This is a genomic window from Paeniglutamicibacter quisquiliarum (genome assembly GCF_019084045.1).
Classification (GTDB): Bacteria; Actinomycetota; Actinomycetes; order Actinomycetales; family Micrococcaceae; genus Paeniglutamicibacter; species Paeniglutamicibacter quisquiliarum.
In genome coordinates this window covers 88,745-104,875 of sequence record NZ_JAHRED010000008.1, presented here as the reverse complement: position 1 = coordinate 104,875, position 16,131 = coordinate 88,745, and the positions used below count along the sequence as shown (strand labels likewise).

The following is a 16,131-nucleotide window of genomic DNA, read 5'->3' as shown; positions in this document are numbered from 1 at the left end:
GTCGTGAGCGGCACATCCCGCAGCCCACGGGGCAGGAGCGCCAAGGCCGGCACCGCAGGCCCCAAGCGCGGCCGGGGTCGGGAACCGCGTGGACTGGCGAAGTGGTTCACCCGCATCGAGGACCCCTCGCTGCGCGGCGCCCAAATCAACTACTACGTCGTGCTGGGCACCACGCTGGCGTTGACCTTCATGGGCCTGATCATGGTGCTGTCCTCCTCCTCGGTGGAGGCGATCGCGCGTAACCAGTCGGCCTTCGACGCCTTCTTCAAGCAGTCGCTGTGGGCGCTGGTCGGCGTGGTCTGCCTGGGGTGCATGCAACTGATTTCCCTGCCGACGCTGAAGAAGCTGGCCTGGCCGGCACTCGGGGCGGCGGGGCTGTTGCTGGTGCTGGTGCTGCTCATCGGGCAGGAAATCTACGGCAACAAGAACTGGATCTACTTCGGTCCCTTCTCGGTCCAGCCCTCCGAATTCGCCAAGGTCGCCCTCGCCCTGTGGGGCGCCTGGGTGGTCGAGCGCAAGGCCAAGCTGATGGACCAGTGGAAACACGCGGTCATCCCGCTGCTGGCGCCCTTCGGGCTGCTGGTGGTGCTCTTGGTGCTGCTGGGCCGCGACCTGGGCACCGCGCTGATCCTGCTGCTGATCCTGGCCGTGGTGATGTTTGTCGGGGGAGCGAAGGCCAAGCTCTTCGGCATCGCCGGCCTGGTCGGCGTGGTGGGGATCGTGGCGATGGTGCTGCTTGCCCCCAACCGCATGGGCCGGATCCTGGCGTGGCTGCACATCGCCTGCGGCGACGGACCCCAGGACTATTGCTACCAGGCCGAGCAGGGGCTCTTCGCCCTGGCCTCCGGCGGCTGGTTCGGCGTGGGCCTGGGCCAGTCGCGGCAGAAGTGGTCGCACATCCCCGAGGCCCAGAACGACTTCATCTTCGCGGTGCTCGGCGAGGAAATGGGCCTGCTGGGCACCCTCTTCGTCATCGTGCTCTACGGGATGCTGGCGGTCGCCATGTACCGCATCGCGGTGCGCACCGGCACCGTGTTCGGGCGCGTTGCCATCAGCGGCATCATGGCCTGGCTGATTGGCCAGGCCTTCATCAACATCGGCATGGTCACCGGCCTGCTGCCGGTCATCGGCGTCCCGCTGCCCTTCATTTCCTCCGGCGGCTCGGCCCTGCTCGCCGCCTTCCTGGGCATCGGGGTGGTGCTGTCCTTTGCCCGGGAACAACGCGTTAGACTGCAACCGGCCGGAACCCCGCGCGGCATGGCTGCCCTTCTGGCGAAGCGCCGTGCGGCCAAGGAATCCGCCTGAAACACCGATCCCTCCGAAAGTAGTGCACGTATCCCCATGACTGAGCCCCTACGAGTGGTGATCGCCGGCGGCGGAACGGCCGGACACATCACCCCCATGATTGCCATCGCCGACGCCCTGCGCGACGCCGCGCCCAGCACGCAGATCACCGCGGTGGGAACCGCCAACGGCCTGGAGACCAGGCTGGTGCCCGAGGCCGGGTACGAGCTGCGCACCATTGCCAAGGTCCCCATGCCGCGCCGGCCCTCCCTGGACCTGCTCAAGCTGCCCTTCCGCTTCCGCGCCGCGATCAAGGCCGCCGGTGCCATCCTTGACGACACGGGCGCCCAGGCGGTGCTCGGGGTCGGGGGCTACGTGTGCACCCCGGTCTACCTGGCGGCGAAGAAGCTCGGGCTGCCGATCTTCGTCCACGAGGCCAACGCGCGCGCCGGGCTGGCCAACAAGGTCGGTGCCCGGTACGCCGCCGGCGTCGGGGCCGCTTTCAGCGGCACCGGGCTGCCCGGGGCGAAGGTCATCGGCATGCCGATGCGCGGCTTCGTGGCGGGAATGGACCGGGAGGCACAGCGCGAGGGGGCACGCCGCGCCCTGGGCTTCACCGGGGACGCCCCGGCACTGGTGGTCACCGGAGGATCCTCGGGGGCGGCGTCCATCAACGCGACCATAGCCGCGGGCCTGGGCGAACTCACGGGCGCCGGGGTACAGGTCCTGCACATCACCGGGAGCGGCAAGGCCGTGCTCGACGCCGCGGGCAAGCCGCTGGCCGCGGACGGATACCGGCAGGTCGAGTACGTCGACTCCATGGACCAGGCCTACGCGGCGGCCGACCTCATGGTCGCCCGCTCCGGGGCAGGGACGGTGTGCGAGCTTGCCGTCGCGGGCACCCCCTCGGTGCTCGTCCCGCTGCCCATCGGCAACGGCGAGCAGCGCCTGAACGCCGCGGACCTGGTCGCCGCCGGCGGCGCGCTGCTGGTGGACGACGCCGACTTCACCCCCGACTACCTGGCCACGACGCTGCTGCCGCTGCTGAAGGACCCGCAGGCGCTTGCCGCCATGGGCGCGGCGGCCAAGGCCCAGGGGCGCAGCGACGCGGCTGCCGTCATGGCCGCCATGATCCGCGAGTCGCTCGGCCACGGAACACCGCCACAAACCACCAACACGGGAAGCTAAGGGACATGCAGGAACAACACACACTGGCCACGCTGGGCAACGTCCACCTGCTGGGCATCGGCGGGGTGGGCGTCTCGGCGGTTGCCAGGCTGATGCTGGCCCGCGGGCTGAACGTCTCGGGAACCGACGCCAAGGACCTTCCGGTGCTCGATGACCTGCGCCAGGCCGGCGCCCGCATCAATGTCGGCTACGCCGCGGCCAACCTCGGCGATGCCGACACCGTGGTGGTCTCCTCGATCATCAAGGAGGGCAACCCGGAATACGACGAGGCCCTGGCCCGCGGGCTGCGCATCCTGCACCGCTCCGAGGGGCTTGCCGCCACCATGGAGGGGCACCGGGTCATCACCGTGGCCGGGACCCACGGGAAGACCACCACGACCTCGCTGATCGCCTTCATGCTGCGCGAGGCCGGGATCTCCCCGACCTTCGCCGTCGGGGCGAACATCGCCTCGCTGGGCGTGAACGCGGAATACGGGCAGGGCAGGGTGTTCGTGGCCGAGGCCGACGAATCCGATGCCTCGTTCCTGAACTACGCCCCCGATGTCGCGGTCATCACCAACGTCGAGGCCGACCACCTTGACCACTACGGCAGCGTCGAGGCGGTGCACCGGGCGTTCTACGACTTCGCCTCGCTGCTTCCGGATTCCGGCCTGCTGATCTGCTGTGCCGATGATCCGGGCTCCCTGGCCCTGGCCGTGCGGATGCGCCGCGAGCGCCCGGCGTTGCGCGTGCAGACCTACGGCTTCTCCGAGGGCGCGGACCGCAGGCTGAGCGACGCGAAGCCGGTCGGACTGCGCTTCGCCTGCACCATGGAGTGGGGAAGCGGTGAAACGGCGGAACTGGAACTTGCCGTGCCGGGAAACCACAACCTGCTCAATGCGGCCGCGGCCTTCGCCGTGGGCCTGGACTGCGGCCTGGAGCCCGAGGCGGCGGTGGCGGGCCTGGGTGCCTTCACCGGTGCCGCGCGCCGCTTCGACTTCCGCGGCGAGGCCGGGGGAGTGCGGGTCTTCGACGACTACGCCCACCACCCCACCGAGGTGACCGCCGCCCTGCGCGCCGCCCGCGCGGTCGCCGGCGACGGGGCCGTGCACGTCCTGTTCCAGCCGCACCTCTTCTCCCGCACCAAGGAATTCCACCGCGAGTTCGCCGCGGCCCTCTCGCTGGCCGATTCGGCGCACGTCCTGGAAATCTACCCGGCACGTGAAACCCCGATTCCCGGGGTGACCAGCGAATTGCTGACCCGCGAGCTGAACACCGCCGGGGGGCTGGTGTCCATGGCACGGGCCGCCGAGGTGCTTGCGGACCTGGCCAGCCCCGGGGACGTGATCATGACCATCGGCGCCGGGGACGTCACCGAGCAGGCCGGCGCCATCGTGGCCGCGCTGGAAAAACGTCTGGGCAGCTGATGGCAGGCAAGGCCGGGCACGGGCAGGGCCCCAACAATGTCCTGGACCTGCCCGAGGATCCCGGGGTGCGCGCCAGGCGGCGTTGGCTCATCGGCGGATCGGTGGTCGCAGGTCTCGTGGTCGTCCTGGTCCTCGTGCTGACGTTTTCGCCGATCCTGGCGATCAAGTCGGTCACGGTCTCGGGCAATTCGCTGGTCAGCGACAGGACCGTCGAACAGGCCCTCGAGCCGCTGCACGGCGTGCCGCTCTCGCGGGTCGGGACCGGACGGGTCATGGAGCTGCTGGCGGGGGAGCCCGCCGTGAAGGACGCAATCGTCCAGGCCGAGGCGCCCAACACGCTGCACGTCCAGGTCGTCGAATTCGTCCCCGTGGCGGTGCTGCTCGAAGGGAAGAAGCGCTCCCTGGTGGGTCCCGAGGGGCAGGTCCTGGCCTCGCTGAGGGCGAAGGACAAGCCGAAGCTTCCCACCATCCGATCCTCGAAGGTGACCAAGGACCCCAAGGTGTTTTCGATGCTCACCCGGGTTCTCTCAGAACTACCGGATAAGCTATTGGCGAACGTGGATCACGCGACGGCCACCAGCAAGGACTTTGTCGAGCTCAAGCTCAACAGCGGACAACTGGTGATTTGGGGCAACGACCAGGACGCGGCGCTCAAGACCCAGGTCCTGGAGGCACTTTTGGGGGCCCCGAAGGACAAGAAGGCACCCATCAAGGTGTACGACATTTCCAGCCCGCAGCACCCGGTGGCCCGGTAACGGACCTCCAGGGGCCCGAATACAAGAAAAATCAACGACTTAGGGGCGACACGCGGCCTTGGTCGTTGCATGTACGAACTGTGAAACATAGCGTTTTCATAGCGGTTGCTTGACATAACTATAACCTTCGAGTTGAGGGTTAACGTTGGTCCGGTTGAGCTTCCTCGGTCAGCAGCACATCGAACAAGGGAATCAGGACGTGGCAGCTCCACAGAACTACCTCGCCGTCATCAAGGTCGTCGGCATCGGCGGTGGTGGCGTCAACGCCGTCAACCGCATGATCGAAGTTGGCCTGCGAGGCGTCGAATTTATTGCAATCAACACGGATGCGCAGGCATTGCTCATGAGCGATGCCGACGTCAAACTCGATGTGGGACGCGAACTTACCCGTGGCCTGGGTGCCGGAGCCAACCCCGATGTGGGACGCCAGGCAGCCGAGGACCACGCGGAGGAGATCGAGGAAGTGCTGCGCGGGGCCGACATGGTCTTCGTGACCGCCGGCGAGGGCGGCGGCACCGGCACCGGCGGCGCACCCGTCATCGCCCGCATCGCCCGCGGCCTCGGCGCGCTGACCATTGGCGTGGTCACCCGTCCGTTCACCTTCGAGGGCCGCCGCCGCGCGACCAGCGCCGAAAACGGCATCGAGGCGCTGCGCGACGAGGTCGACACCCTCATTGTCATCCCGAACGACCGCTTGCTCTCGATCTCCGACCGCAACGTCTCGGTCCTGGACGCATTCCGCCAGGCCGACCAGGTGCTGCTTTCCGGCGTCCAGGGGATCACCGACCTGATCACCACCCCGGGCCTGATCAACCTCGACTTCGCGGACGTCAAGTCCGTGATGCAGGGAGCCGGTTCGGCACTCATGGGCATCGGTTCGGCACGCGGCGAGGATCGCGCGGTCAAGGCCGCCGAACTCGCCATCGCCTCGCCGCTGCTGGAGGCCTCCATCGACGGCGCCCACGGCGTCCTGCTGTCCATCCAGGGCGGCTCGGACCTCGGCCTGTTCGAGATCAACGAGGCCGCACGCCTCGTGCAGGAAGTCGCACACCCGGAAGCCAACATCATCTTCGGCGCCGTCATTGACGACGCCCTGGGCGACGAGGCCCGCGTGACGGTGATCGCTGCCGGCTTCGACCAGGTCGATGCCACCAGCGCGCCGCAGACCCTGCAGCCGGCTGTCCGCAACGCCCCCGCCGCCCCGGCGGCGGCTCCCGCTGCTCCCGCCGCGGCACCGGCCTCGCCCCAGGCGGCACCCCGCCGCGAAGAGGTCCACGCTGCGGTTGCAACCGCGGATCCGGGCTTCGAGGAACTTCCTGCCATCGTTGAGCCGGATCTCTCGGCCACCAACGACGACCTGGACGTCCCGGACTTCCTGAAGTAAGCGGGACCAACGGCAGAAGGGAACCTTCCGAGCCCCATGTTGCGATACCAATCAGTGCTTGCCCCCGGCGTGCACATTGCATTCACATCCACGGCCGAAGGAAACCTTGCCTTCCACGTTCCGGATGATCGCGACGCCGTGCTGCTGCGGCGTCGCGATCTGGAACGTGGCCTGGGGCTGGGGGAGCAGCGGTTCAGCTACATGGACCAGATCCACTCTGCCACCGTGCTTGACGTGGACGGGCCCCCGCAGGAATCCGCCATACCCACCGGCGACGCACTGGTTTCGGCGGACGCCGCCCACCCCCTGGCCGTCATGGTCGCCGATTGCGTACCCGTCGTCCTTGTGGGGACCTCCACGCAGGGACCTGTCACCGCGGTCGCGCACGCGGGCCGCCGCGGATTGCTCGACGGAATCCTGACCGCAACCTTCAACCGCATGCGTGCGGCCGGAGCGGATGGCGTCGAGGCCTGGATCGGCCCGGCCATTTGCGGAAGCTGCTACGAGGTTCCCGCGGCCATGGCCGCGGAGGCCGAGGCGCTTCGTCCCGGGATCGGCTCCACCACCAGCCAGGGCACTGCCGGACTGGACCTGCCGCGGGCCGCGGCATCCGAACTTCGCGCTCTGGGCGTGGCGGTCACCGAATCCGGGGCCTGCACCCTGGAGGACGACACCTATTATTCCTACCGCCGCGACCCGCGCACCGGCCGCCTGGCCGGATTGGTTTGGCAGGCGACGGGCCGGGATGTCCACGCCGAGGCCGGTGCCCGGGCCTGACCGGCCGCCATACGGGAACGGGGCCGCGGCGCGGCGCGCCGAACGACACAGGGCGACACACCGCCCGAATCGCACCGATGTCCTCCGGCACCGCCAAATGGTGCTGTAGCGTCGAGATAGCGGAGAGATTTGCGGTTCGGTAGACCGCCGACCGCGCACGATCAAAAGGAGAAGACCATGGCTGGCGCATTGCGCAAGACAATGATCTACCTGGGACTCGCCGAAGGTGACGAGAACTTCGAGGCCGAGAAGCACGACATTGAAGCGCGTGAAGATGTGCGCGTCGTCGAGCCGGTCCGCGAAGAGCCGGTTGCCGCACAGCCTGCTCCGGTAGCACAAGTGGCACCCCGCCCTGTCATCGAAAACGAATACCGGGCTCCGGTAACACCCATCAAGCGCGCACCTTCAGCACGGGACGAGGACTCTTCATTGCGTCAAATCACCACCGTTCATCCACGTTCTTACAATGACGCGAAAATCATTGGCGAGAACTTCCGTGACGGCATCCCCGTCATCATGAACGTCACGGACATGGGCGAAGCGGACGCCAAGCGTCTGGTCGACTTCTCCGCGGGGCTGGTCTTTGCCCTGCACGGCAGCATCGAGCGGGTCACCAACAAGGTGTTCCTGCTTTCGCCCTCCACGGTTGAGGTCCTGGGTGAGGACAAGAAACAGTCCGAAGACCAGGCAACCTTCTTCAACCAGAGCTAAGTCCAAGGGTTCGAAGGCATAGTGGAGCTTATTTTCGCGCTACTTTATGTGGTGCTGACGGTGCTGCAAGTCATGTTGCTGTTGCGCATAGTGCTCGATGTCACGGAGTCCTTTGCGCGCTCCTGGCGCCCGCGCGGTATGGCCCTGGTCGCGGTCTCATTGATTGCCAAGACCACGGATCCTCCGATGCGCTGGTTGCGCTCGCGCATTAAACCGCTAGATCTCGGCGGAATCCGCCTTGATTTGGCGTTCATCATTTTGTTCTTCGCCGTCATAGTGCTCAAGATCATTGTCAATAGTTTGGGTGTTGCAGCGGCGCAGGGATAGGCCTCGGAAGAGGCCTGAATTACGGTGCGACAAGGGTCAAGTCGATGAATTTTCGGAAGGAAAGTTCGTTTCCTTTAGCCTTTACCGGCCCAGTCGTTATAGTGTTGTCACATTAGGCGCAACGACTGCACCGGGTTGCGCACCAATAAACGGTAAGTGTACTCGGGCCGCACTTCAGCGGTTCGAGGAGAGAACCAAGTATCGAGGTGACCAGATGGCTCTCACGCCAGAAGATGTAGTCAACAAGCGATTTCAGCCGACGAAGTTTCGTGAAGGCTACGATCAGGATGAAGTTGACGATTTCCTAGACGAAATCGTTGTCGAGCTACGTCGTCTGACGCAGGAGAATGACGAACTGCGTCGCCGCCTGTCGGAAGCCGGCATCAGCGAAGGCGAACAGTCCGTACCAGCCCCTGTGGCAGCAGCCCCTGCAGCCAAGCCGGCCGAGGCGGAAAAGCCCAAGGATGCCAAGGCTCCCGAGGTCAAGAAGGAAGAGACCAAGGCTCCCGAAGCCCCCAAGGCAGCCGAGCCGGCCAAGGTCGTTGCAGCGGCCCCCGCCGCAGCAGCAGCCCCGGCCTCCACGGCCGAGTCCGCCGCCGGCGTCCTGGCCATGGCCCAGCGCCTGCACGACGAATACGTCTCCGCAGGTGTTGAACAGCGTGACAAGATCATCGCCGAAGCCCAGGTCGAGGCCAACAGCCTCGTTTCCGAGGCCGAGGAGAAGAGCCGCAAGACCCTGTCGGCACTGGAACAGCAGAAGACTGTTCTGGAGCGCAAGGTCGAGCAGCTGCGTGGCTTCGAGCGCGACTACCGCGCCCGCCTGAAGACCTACATCGAGGGTCAGCTGCGCGATCTGGAAGCCAAGGGCTCCATGGATACGGCAGAAGCCAAGGAAAACGGCTAATCTGTTTCAGCACTTGCCGCACATATTGATGGCTTAAGATTGTTGGCGGTCGGGTTACCGACCGCCAACAATGCGTTAAAGGACATGATGGAAAACAGCTCCACACCACCGGTGCCGCAAGGTGCCGCCAAGCCCGCACCCGGCAGTGGAACCGCACGGCGCCTCGTGCTGGCCACGAGCGTCCTGGCAGTGTTTGCCCTGGTCCTGGACCAGTTCACCAAGCGCATCGTGGAATCGTCGATGTACGAGGGCCAAGTCGTCGACGTCTTCGCTCCGTTGCTGCGCTGGTACTACATCAAGAATTCCGGCGCCGCGTTTTCCATGGGCGAGGGCTACACCTGGATCTTCAGCATCATCCAGGCGGCCGTGCTCCTCTACGTGGCGGTGTTCCTCGTGCGCAAGATCCGCGTGTGGCCCTGGGCCCTCGCCCTGGGCGGACTGATGGGCGGCGTCGCCGGAAACCTCACCGACAGGCTCTTCCGTCCGCCCTCCTTCGGACAGGGACACGTGGTTGATTTCATTGCCCTGCCGAACTTCGCGATATTCAACATCGCCGACATGTTCATTGTTTGCTCGATGATCGGGATCTGCCTGCTGCTCTTCACCGGCCGCGAACTCGATGGCAGCAGGTCCGTGGCGAAGAAGAAGCCGGAGCAGGACGCCGAGCCCGAGCCGCGGGAACAGCAGTGACCGGGGAACGCACCGAATCGCTGCTCGTCTCGCCGGACGAGGCGGCACTGCGCATGGATGCCTTCCTGGCCCAGCGGCTCGAGATCTCCCGCGCGCAGGCGGCACTGCTCTGCGCCGAGGGGAACGTGACGCTCGCCGGCAAGGTACTGGGCAAGTCCCGCAAGACCACTGCCGGCGACACCATCGAAGTCTTCATTCCGCTTCGGCCAGACCCACTAGAAATCAGGGTAGAACTCGTGGAAGACCTCAAGATCATTGCCGACGACGATGACTACGTCGTCATCGACAAGCCCGTGGGCGTCGCGGCACACCCCTCGCCGGGCTGGGTCGGCCCCACCGTGGTCGGCGCCCTGGCCGCCGCCGGCTACCGAATTTCCACCTCGGGATCGGCCGAACGCCAGGGCATCGTGCACCGACTGGACGTGGGCACCAGCGGCCTGATGGTGGTCGCCAAGTCCGAACGCGCCTACACGGCGCTCAAGCGCGCGTTCAAGGAACGGACCCCGAAGAAGATCTACCACGCGGTCGTGCAGGGGCTGCCCGACCCGCTGGAAGGCACCATCAACGCTCCGCTGGGCCGCCATCCCGGGCACGACTGGAAATTCGCCGTCATCGAGGACGGCCGCGACTCGGTGACCCACTACAAGGTCCTCGAGGCATTTGGCCGCGCCTCGCTGGTGGAAGTCACCCTGGAAACCGGCCGCACCCACCAGATCCGCGTGCACTTCAGTGCCCTGCGGCATCCCTGTGCGGGAGACCAGACCTACGGGGCGGACCCGAAGCTGTCGGCCGCCCTCGGGCTGACCCGCCAGTGGCTCCATGCCCAAATGCTGGGGTTCTTCCACCCGGTCAACGGGGAGTGGGTCGAGTACACCAGCGACTACCCGCTGGATTTGAACAACGCCCTGGAAATGCTGCGCGACGGCAACTTCTAATGTGACCCCGGCGGCACCCGGCCCATGGCCGGGTGCCGCTCCACACATCGGTGCGCCCCGGTGGTCGGGTGTCGGTGTGAACGCCTAGACTGGATCGGTGGCTAGCTCTAATCGCGATGGATTCGTACACCTTCACACGCACACCGAATACTCAATGCTTGACGGTGCCGCGCGCCTGACGGAACTCTTTGAGGAGACCAACCGGCTGGGCATGACGGCCTTGGCCACGACCGACCACGGCTATCTCTTTGGTGCCTTCGACTTCTGGAACAAGGCAACCCAGGCAGGGATCAAGCCGATCATCGGCATCGAAGCCTACGTCACCCCGGGCACCGCACGCGACGACAAGACCCGCGTGAAGTGGCGCACCGACGAGAGCCAGAAGCGCGACGACGTCTCCGGCGGTGGCCTTTACACCCACATGACGCTGCTGAGCTACAACAACACCGGCATGAAGAACCTGTTCAAGGCCTCTTCCTTGGCTTCCCTCGACTCGGTCTTTGGCAAGTACCCGCGGTTGGACCGCGATCTGCTGAACACCTATCACGAGGGGATCATCGCCACCACCGGTTGCCCCTCGGGGGAAGTCCAGACGAAGCTGCGCCTCGGCCAATACAACGAGGCCAAGGCCGCAGCAGCGGAATTCCAGGACCTTTTCGGCAAGGAAAACTACTTCTGCGAGTTCATGGACCACGGGCTGGACATCGAGCGCCGGGTCACCCAGGACCTGTTGCGTCTGGCCAAGGAACTGAACATCCCGAGGGTCGCCACCAACGATCTGCACTACACCCACGAGCACGATGCCAAGGCCCACGAGGCCCTGCTGGCCATCAACTCCGGTTCCACCCTCGATGAGCCGACCTACGACCAGGGCGGCTCGCGCTTCGCCTTCTCGGGGTCCGGCTACTACCTCAAGAGCCCGGCCGAAATGCGGCACCTCTTCCGCGAGATGCCCGATGCCTGTGACAACACCCTGCTGATCGCCGAACGCGCCGAGGTGTCCTTTGACACCAGCGCCAACTACATGCCGCGTTTCCCCTGCCCGCCGGGCGAGGACGAGACCAGCTGGCTGATCAAGGAAGTCGACAAGGGGATGCACTACCGCTACCCCAATGGCGTCCCGGAGGCCTCGCGCAAGCAGGCGGACTTCGAGCTCGACGTGATCATCAAGATGGGCTTCCCCGGCTACTTCCTGGTCGTTGCCGACTTCATCAACTGGTCCAAGGACAACGGCATCCGCGTAGGGCCCGGCCGTGGTTCGGGTGCAGGTTCCATGGTTGCCTACGCGATGCGCATTACCGACCTTGACCCGCTGGTCCACGGGCTGATCTTCGAGCGGTTCCTGAACCCGGAACGCGTCTCCATGCCCGACTTCGACGTCGACTTCGATGATCGTCGCCGCTCGGAGGTCATCAGGTACGTGACCGAAAAGTACGGCGACGAGCGTGTGTCGATGATCGTGACCTACGGGTCGATCAAGACCAAGCAGGCGCTGAAAGACTCCTCCCGTGTGCTTGGCTACCCCTTCTCCATGGGTGAATCCCTGACCAAGGCGCTGCCGCCTGCCGTCATGGCCAAGGACATCCCGCTCAATGACATTGAGGACCCCAAGTCCAAGCGGTACTCCGAGGCCGGGGACTTCCGCCAGCTGGTCGCCACCGACCCCGAGGCCGCACGAGTTTTCGAAACCGCGAAGGGCATCGAGGGGCTGAAGCGCCAGTGGGGCGTGCACGCCGCAGGCGTCATCATGAGCTCGGACCCCATCATCGACGTCATCCCGATCATGCGCCGCATCCAGGACGGCCAGGTCATCACGCAATTCGACTACCCGACCTGTGAAGGCCTGGGGCTGATCAAGATGGACTTCCTGGGGTTGCGGAACCTCACCATCATTTCCGACGCGCTGGAAAACATGAAGGCGAACCAGGACGTGGACCTGGACCTCGAGCGCCTGGAACTCGACGACGCCGGCGCCTACGAATTGATGGCCCGCGGCGACACCCTGGGCGTGTTCCAGCTCGACGGCGGGCCCATGCGCTCGTTGCTCAAGCTCATGCGCCCCGACAACTTCGAAGACATCTCCGCGGTGCTCGCGCTCTACCGCCCGGGCCCGATGGGCGCGAACTCGCACAACAACTACGCGCTGCGCAAGAACAAGCTCCAGGAAGAAACCCCGATCCACCCGACCCTGGAGGAACCGCTGCGGGAAATCCTGGGCGGCACCTACGGCCTGATCGTGTACCAGGAGCAGGTCATGTCCATTGCGCAGAAGCTGGCCGGCTTCTCGCTGGGCCAGGCAGACATCCTGCGCCGTGCCATGGGCAAGAAGAAGAAGTCCGAGCTGGACAAGCAGTTCGCCGGATTCTCCCAGGGCATGATCGACAACGGCTTCACCATGGAGGCCGTAAAGGCCCTCTGGGACATCCTGCTGCCCTTCTCCGACTACGCCTTCAACAAGGCCCACTCCGCCGCCTACGGCGTCATTTCCTATTGGACCGCCTACCTCAAGGCCCACTACCCCTCCGAGTACATGGCTGCGCTCTTGACCTCCGTTGCGGATGACAAGGACAAGACGGCCATGTACCTGAACGAATGCCGCCACATGGGCATCACAGTGCTGGCCCCCGACGTCAACGAATCCGCCCTGAACTTCACCCCGGTCGGCAACGACATCCGCTTCGGCATGGGCGCGATCCGCAACGTGGGCGCCAACGTCGTCAACGCCCTGGTCGAGGCCCGCGCCGAAAAGGGAAACTTCGAGAACTTCGCCGACTTCCTGCAAAAGGTCCCGGCGGTGGTCTGCAACAAGCGCACCATCGAATCCCTGATCAAGGCCGGCGCCTTCGACTCCATGGGGCATGCCCGCAGGGCCCTGGTCGCCATCCACGAAGAGGCCGTGGATTCGGTCATCGCGGTCAAGCGCAACGAGGCGGCCAACCAGTTCGACCTCTTCAGCGCCTTCGACGATCCCACCGCCGCGGCCGGGATGACGGTGTCGGTCCCGGACCTGCCCGACTGGGAAAAGAAGGACAAGCTGGCCTTCGAGCGCGACATGCTCGGGCTCTACGTCTCGGACCACCCGCTGAAGGGCCTGGGCGGGCTGCTCGAGCAGAACGCGGACATGTCGGTCACCCAGGTGCTCTCCGACGACGGACCGCAGGACGGGCACACCGTGACCATCTGCGGAATGATCACCTCGCTTCAGCGCCGCATCGCCAAGAAGAGCGGAAACCCGTACGCGCGCTGCGAGATCGAGGACCTCTCCGGGTCCATGGAGACCATGTTCTTCGGCAACGCCTACGCGCCGATCGCCAACGTGCTGGCCGAGGACCTGATCGTGGTGGTCAAGGGCCGGGTGCAGAAACGCGACGACGGCTCGATCACGCTCAACGCCCAGGAGCTCACCGTCCCGGAGATCCGCGAGGACGGGGAGAGCGGCCCGGTGGTCATTTCGATGGCCAACCACAAGGCCACCGAGGAGGTCATCTCCGCCCTCGGCGACGTGCTGCGCGTGCACCAGGGCACCACCGAGGTGCGCGTGAAGCTGCACAGCACCCGAGGAGTGACAATGATGGGTCTGGGCCTGAACTACCGGGTGACCCCGAACTCGGCGCTGTTCGGCGACCTGAAGGTGCTGCTGGGCCCGACCTGCCTGGACGTCTAGCGGTCGGCGCCCGGCGGAACGTCAGCCGGCCGCCGGGGTGTAGACCGGGACGAGGGCGGGGTAGTAGCGATCCCACTCCACGGTGGCCACGTCGCCTCCCCGCAGGTGGACGATGGCACGCTCCAGGTAGTACTCCCACCCCGGACCGATCGAGCAGGGGTCCTGGCCAGGCCCCAGGTCCTGGGTGAACCTGATTTTCCCGGCTCCGGGCGTCCCGGAGACCTCCAACCCGAGGTTCCAGGTGTCATGCTCGCTGACGGTGTTGAAGGCCAGTTCGTGCGGTGCCCGGCAGCGCAGGATCTGCACCGGTTCGGGCGGGGATTCCTGGCCGTCTTCGACCATCGAGAAGCTCAGGTCGCCGCCCTCCCGGGAACCGCGCAGCACCCCGACCCATCCGGCCAGCCCCGCGGCGGTGGTGAACGCCTCCCAGATGTCTTCCGGGTCGAATTCGGTGTGGCGCTCGATGGCGATCCGTACGCCGTCGGCGGTCGACTCCAGCGAACCGTGTGCTTTGATCATCTTTGCCCCTCGGGTTTTGTTGTGGCTCTTACGCTGTGACTATTTCACAACGGCCGCGTGCGCGGAAGCAGCGGAGGGGGCCGCGAATGTTAAGGCGGGCCGGCACGGGGGTTTCACGGCCGCGACCCCCTGACCCTATAAACTGGTTCGGTGACCAGCAACGTACGCCCCCAGACCTTTTCCGCGCTCCAGGACCTCGACCTGCGGGGTGCGCCCCTTGACCATGCGAGCCTCAAGGCGGTGCTGCCGCGCCCCGAGCTGAACTTCGCCACCGCCGCGGAAGCCGTCGAGTCGATCATCGCCCGCGTGCGCTCCGAGGGATTCGCCGCCTTGTCGGAGCTGGCCGAAAAGTTCGACGGCGTGCAGCAGGACTACACGCGTGTTCCCGCCGAGGCCATGGAACGCGCCCTGGCCGAGCTCGATCCCCAGGTCCGCGCCGGGCTGGAGGAATCCATTGCCCGGGCGCGCGCCTTTGCCGCCGCGCAGGTGCCGGAGGACACCAGCGTGGACTACGGCCCGGGCGCCACCGTCACCCAGCGCTGGGTCCCGGTGCGCCGGGTGGGACTCTACGTCCCGGGAGGCCTGGCGGTGTACCCGAGCTCGGTGATCATGAACGCCGTCCCGGCTCTGGCCGCGGGCGTCGGTTCCCTGGCCATCGCTTCGCCCCCGCAGAAGGAATTCGGCGGGCTGCCCCACCCCACGATCCTGGCCGCGGCCCGGCTGCTGGGCGTCGAGGAGGTCCACGCCATGGGAGGGGCCCAGGCCATTGCGGCCCTCGCCTACGGGGTGCCGGTGCCCGAGGGCGTTGACGCGCGGCTGGCCATCGAGCCGGTCGACGTGGTCACCGGCCCCGGAAACCTCTTTGTCGCCACCGCGAAGCGCCTGGTCAAGGGCGTGGTCGGCATCGACGCCGAGGCCGGACCCACCGAGATCGCGATCCTGGCCGACGCCGCCGCGAACCCGGGCTTTATCGCCGCGGACATGATTTCCCAGGCCGAGCACGATCCCAACGCCGCGGCGGTGCTCATCACCGATTCGCCCGAGCTTGCCGAGGCGGTGCGCAACGCGCTGGAGGCCCAGTGCGCGACCACCAAGCATTCCGAGCGGGTGCGCATCGCGCTGGGCGGAAAGCAGTCGGCCATCGTCCTGGTTGACGACATGGCCGCGGGCATCGCGGTGTGCAACGTCTATGCGGCCGAGCACCTGGAAATCCACACCGCCACGGCCGCCGACGACGCGGCGCTGGTCACCGCCGCGGGCGCCGTGTTCGTCGGGTCGCATTCGCCGGTGAGCCTGGGGGACTACTGCGCCGGGTCCAACCACGTGCTTCCGACCAGCGGAACCGCCGCCTTCGCCTCGGGGCTGAACGTCAATACGTTCCTCAAGGCAGTCCAGGTCATCGACTACGACCGAGCCGCGCTGTCGGTGGTTGCCCCCCACGTGGTGGCCCTGGCCAACGCCGAGGACCTGCCGGCGCACGGCGACGCGGTGGCCATCCGCTTTGCCTAGCCGAACCCTATTCGGCGGGGCGAGGCCCCCGATGTGTCAAAGACCACAATATATGGTAATGACATTGTTGTGATTACG

14 protein-coding genes are annotated in these 16,131 nt (G+C 66.2%); 13 read left to right on the top strand and 1 reads right to left on the bottom strand.

The window, feature by feature from the left end:
* Positions 1-3 precede the first annotated feature (3 nt).
* From ftsW to dnaE, 12 genes are all read left to right on the top strand, one after another.
* On the top strand, positions 4-1,305 hold the full coding sequence (gene ftsW / locus KRR55_RS14735) for a putative lipid II flippase FtsW (protein WP_217389873.1): 1,302 nt from the start codon (positions 4-6) through the stop codon (positions 1,303-1,305).
* 36 nt (positions 1,306-1,341) lie between these two features.
* Positions 1,342-2,472 carry an undecaprenyldiphospho-muramoylpentapeptide beta-N-acetylglucosaminyltransferase gene (gene murG, locus KRR55_RS14730; RefSeq protein WP_217389872.1) on the top strand — a complete coding sequence of 377 codons (1,131 nt, stop codon included), beginning with the start codon at positions 1,342-1,344 and terminating at the stop codon, positions 2,470-2,472.
* Positions 2,473-2,477: 5 nt separating this feature from the next.
* Positions 2,478-3,878 carry a UDP-N-acetylmuramate--L-alanine ligase gene (gene murC / locus KRR55_RS14725; RefSeq protein ID WP_217389871.1) on the top strand — a complete coding sequence of 467 codons (1,401 nt, stop codon included), beginning with the start codon at positions 2,478-2,480 and terminating at the stop codon, positions 3,876-3,878.
* On the top strand, positions 3,878-4,633 hold the full coding sequence (locus tag KRR55_RS14720; RefSeq protein ID WP_217389870.1) for a cell division protein FtsQ/DivIB: 756 nt from the start codon (positions 3,878-3,880) through the stop codon (positions 4,631-4,633). Before murC ends, KRR55_RS14720 begins: the two co-directional genes overlap by 1 nt.
* 199 nt (positions 4,634-4,832) lie before the next feature.
* Positions 4,833-6,017, top strand: coding sequence for a cell division protein FtsZ (gene ftsZ, locus KRR55_RS14715; RefSeq protein ID WP_217389869.1), 1,185 nt, complete (start codon positions 4,833-4,835; stop codon positions 6,015-6,017).
* A 36-nt stretch (positions 6,018-6,053) separates the two neighbouring features.
* Entirely contained in the window at positions 6,054-6,794 is a 741-nt protein-coding gene (locus KRR55_RS14710; protein ID WP_217389868.1) for a purine nucleoside phosphorylase YfiH/LACC1 family protein, read from the top strand.
* Between the two features lie 177 nt (positions 6,795-6,971).
* The gene (locus KRR55_RS14705) at positions 6,972-7,505 is read left to right on the top strand and encodes a cell division protein SepF (protein WP_217389867.1); all 534 of its coding nucleotides are present in this window, start codon (positions 6,972-6,974) and stop codon (positions 7,503-7,505) included.
* Positions 7,506-7,526: 21 nt separating this feature from the next.
* Positions 7,527-7,832 carry a YggT family protein gene (locus KRR55_RS14700; RefSeq protein ID WP_217389866.1) on the top strand — a complete coding sequence of 102 codons (306 nt, stop codon included), beginning with the start codon at positions 7,527-7,529 and terminating at the stop codon, positions 7,830-7,832.
* Positions 7,833-8,046: 214 nt separating this feature from the next.
* A complete protein-coding gene (locus KRR55_RS14695; RefSeq protein WP_217389865.1) occupies positions 8,047-8,736 on the top strand; it encodes a DivIVA domain-containing protein in 690 nt (229 codons plus the stop codon).
* Positions 8,737-8,823: 87 nt separating this feature from the next.
* Positions 8,824-9,426 (top strand): signal peptidase II, encoded by a 603-nt coding sequence (gene lspA / locus KRR55_RS14690; RefSeq protein WP_217389985.1) that lies wholly within the window; start codon positions 8,824-8,826, stop codon positions 9,424-9,426.
* A gap of 53 nt (positions 9,427-9,479) precedes the next feature.
* Positions 9,480-10,361, top strand: coding sequence for an RluA family pseudouridine synthase (locus KRR55_RS14685; protein WP_217389984.1), 882 nt, complete (start codon positions 9,480-9,482; stop codon positions 10,359-10,361).
* A gap of 97 nt (positions 10,362-10,458) precedes the next feature.
* On the top strand, positions 10,459-14,025 hold the full coding sequence (gene dnaE / locus KRR55_RS14680; protein WP_217389864.1) for a DNA polymerase III subunit alpha: 3,567 nt from the start codon (positions 10,459-10,461) through the stop codon (positions 14,023-14,025).
* A gap of 21 nt (positions 14,026-14,046) precedes the next feature.
* On the opposite strand, the gene KRR55_RS14675 is transcribed toward dnaE, so the two are convergent.
* Complete coding sequence (locus KRR55_RS14675; RefSeq protein WP_217389863.1) at positions 14,047-14,544, bottom strand: SRPBCC domain-containing protein; 498 nt, start codon at positions 14,542-14,544, stop codon at positions 14,047-14,049.
* A gap of 150 nt (positions 14,545-14,694) precedes the next feature.
* On the opposite strand from KRR55_RS14675, the gene hisD reads away from it, so the two are divergent.
* On the top strand, positions 14,695-16,053 hold the full coding sequence (gene hisD / locus KRR55_RS14670) for a histidinol dehydrogenase (RefSeq protein WP_217389862.1): 1,359 nt from the start codon (positions 14,695-14,697) through the stop codon (positions 16,051-16,053).
* Positions 16,054-16,131: the final 78 nt, after the last annotated feature.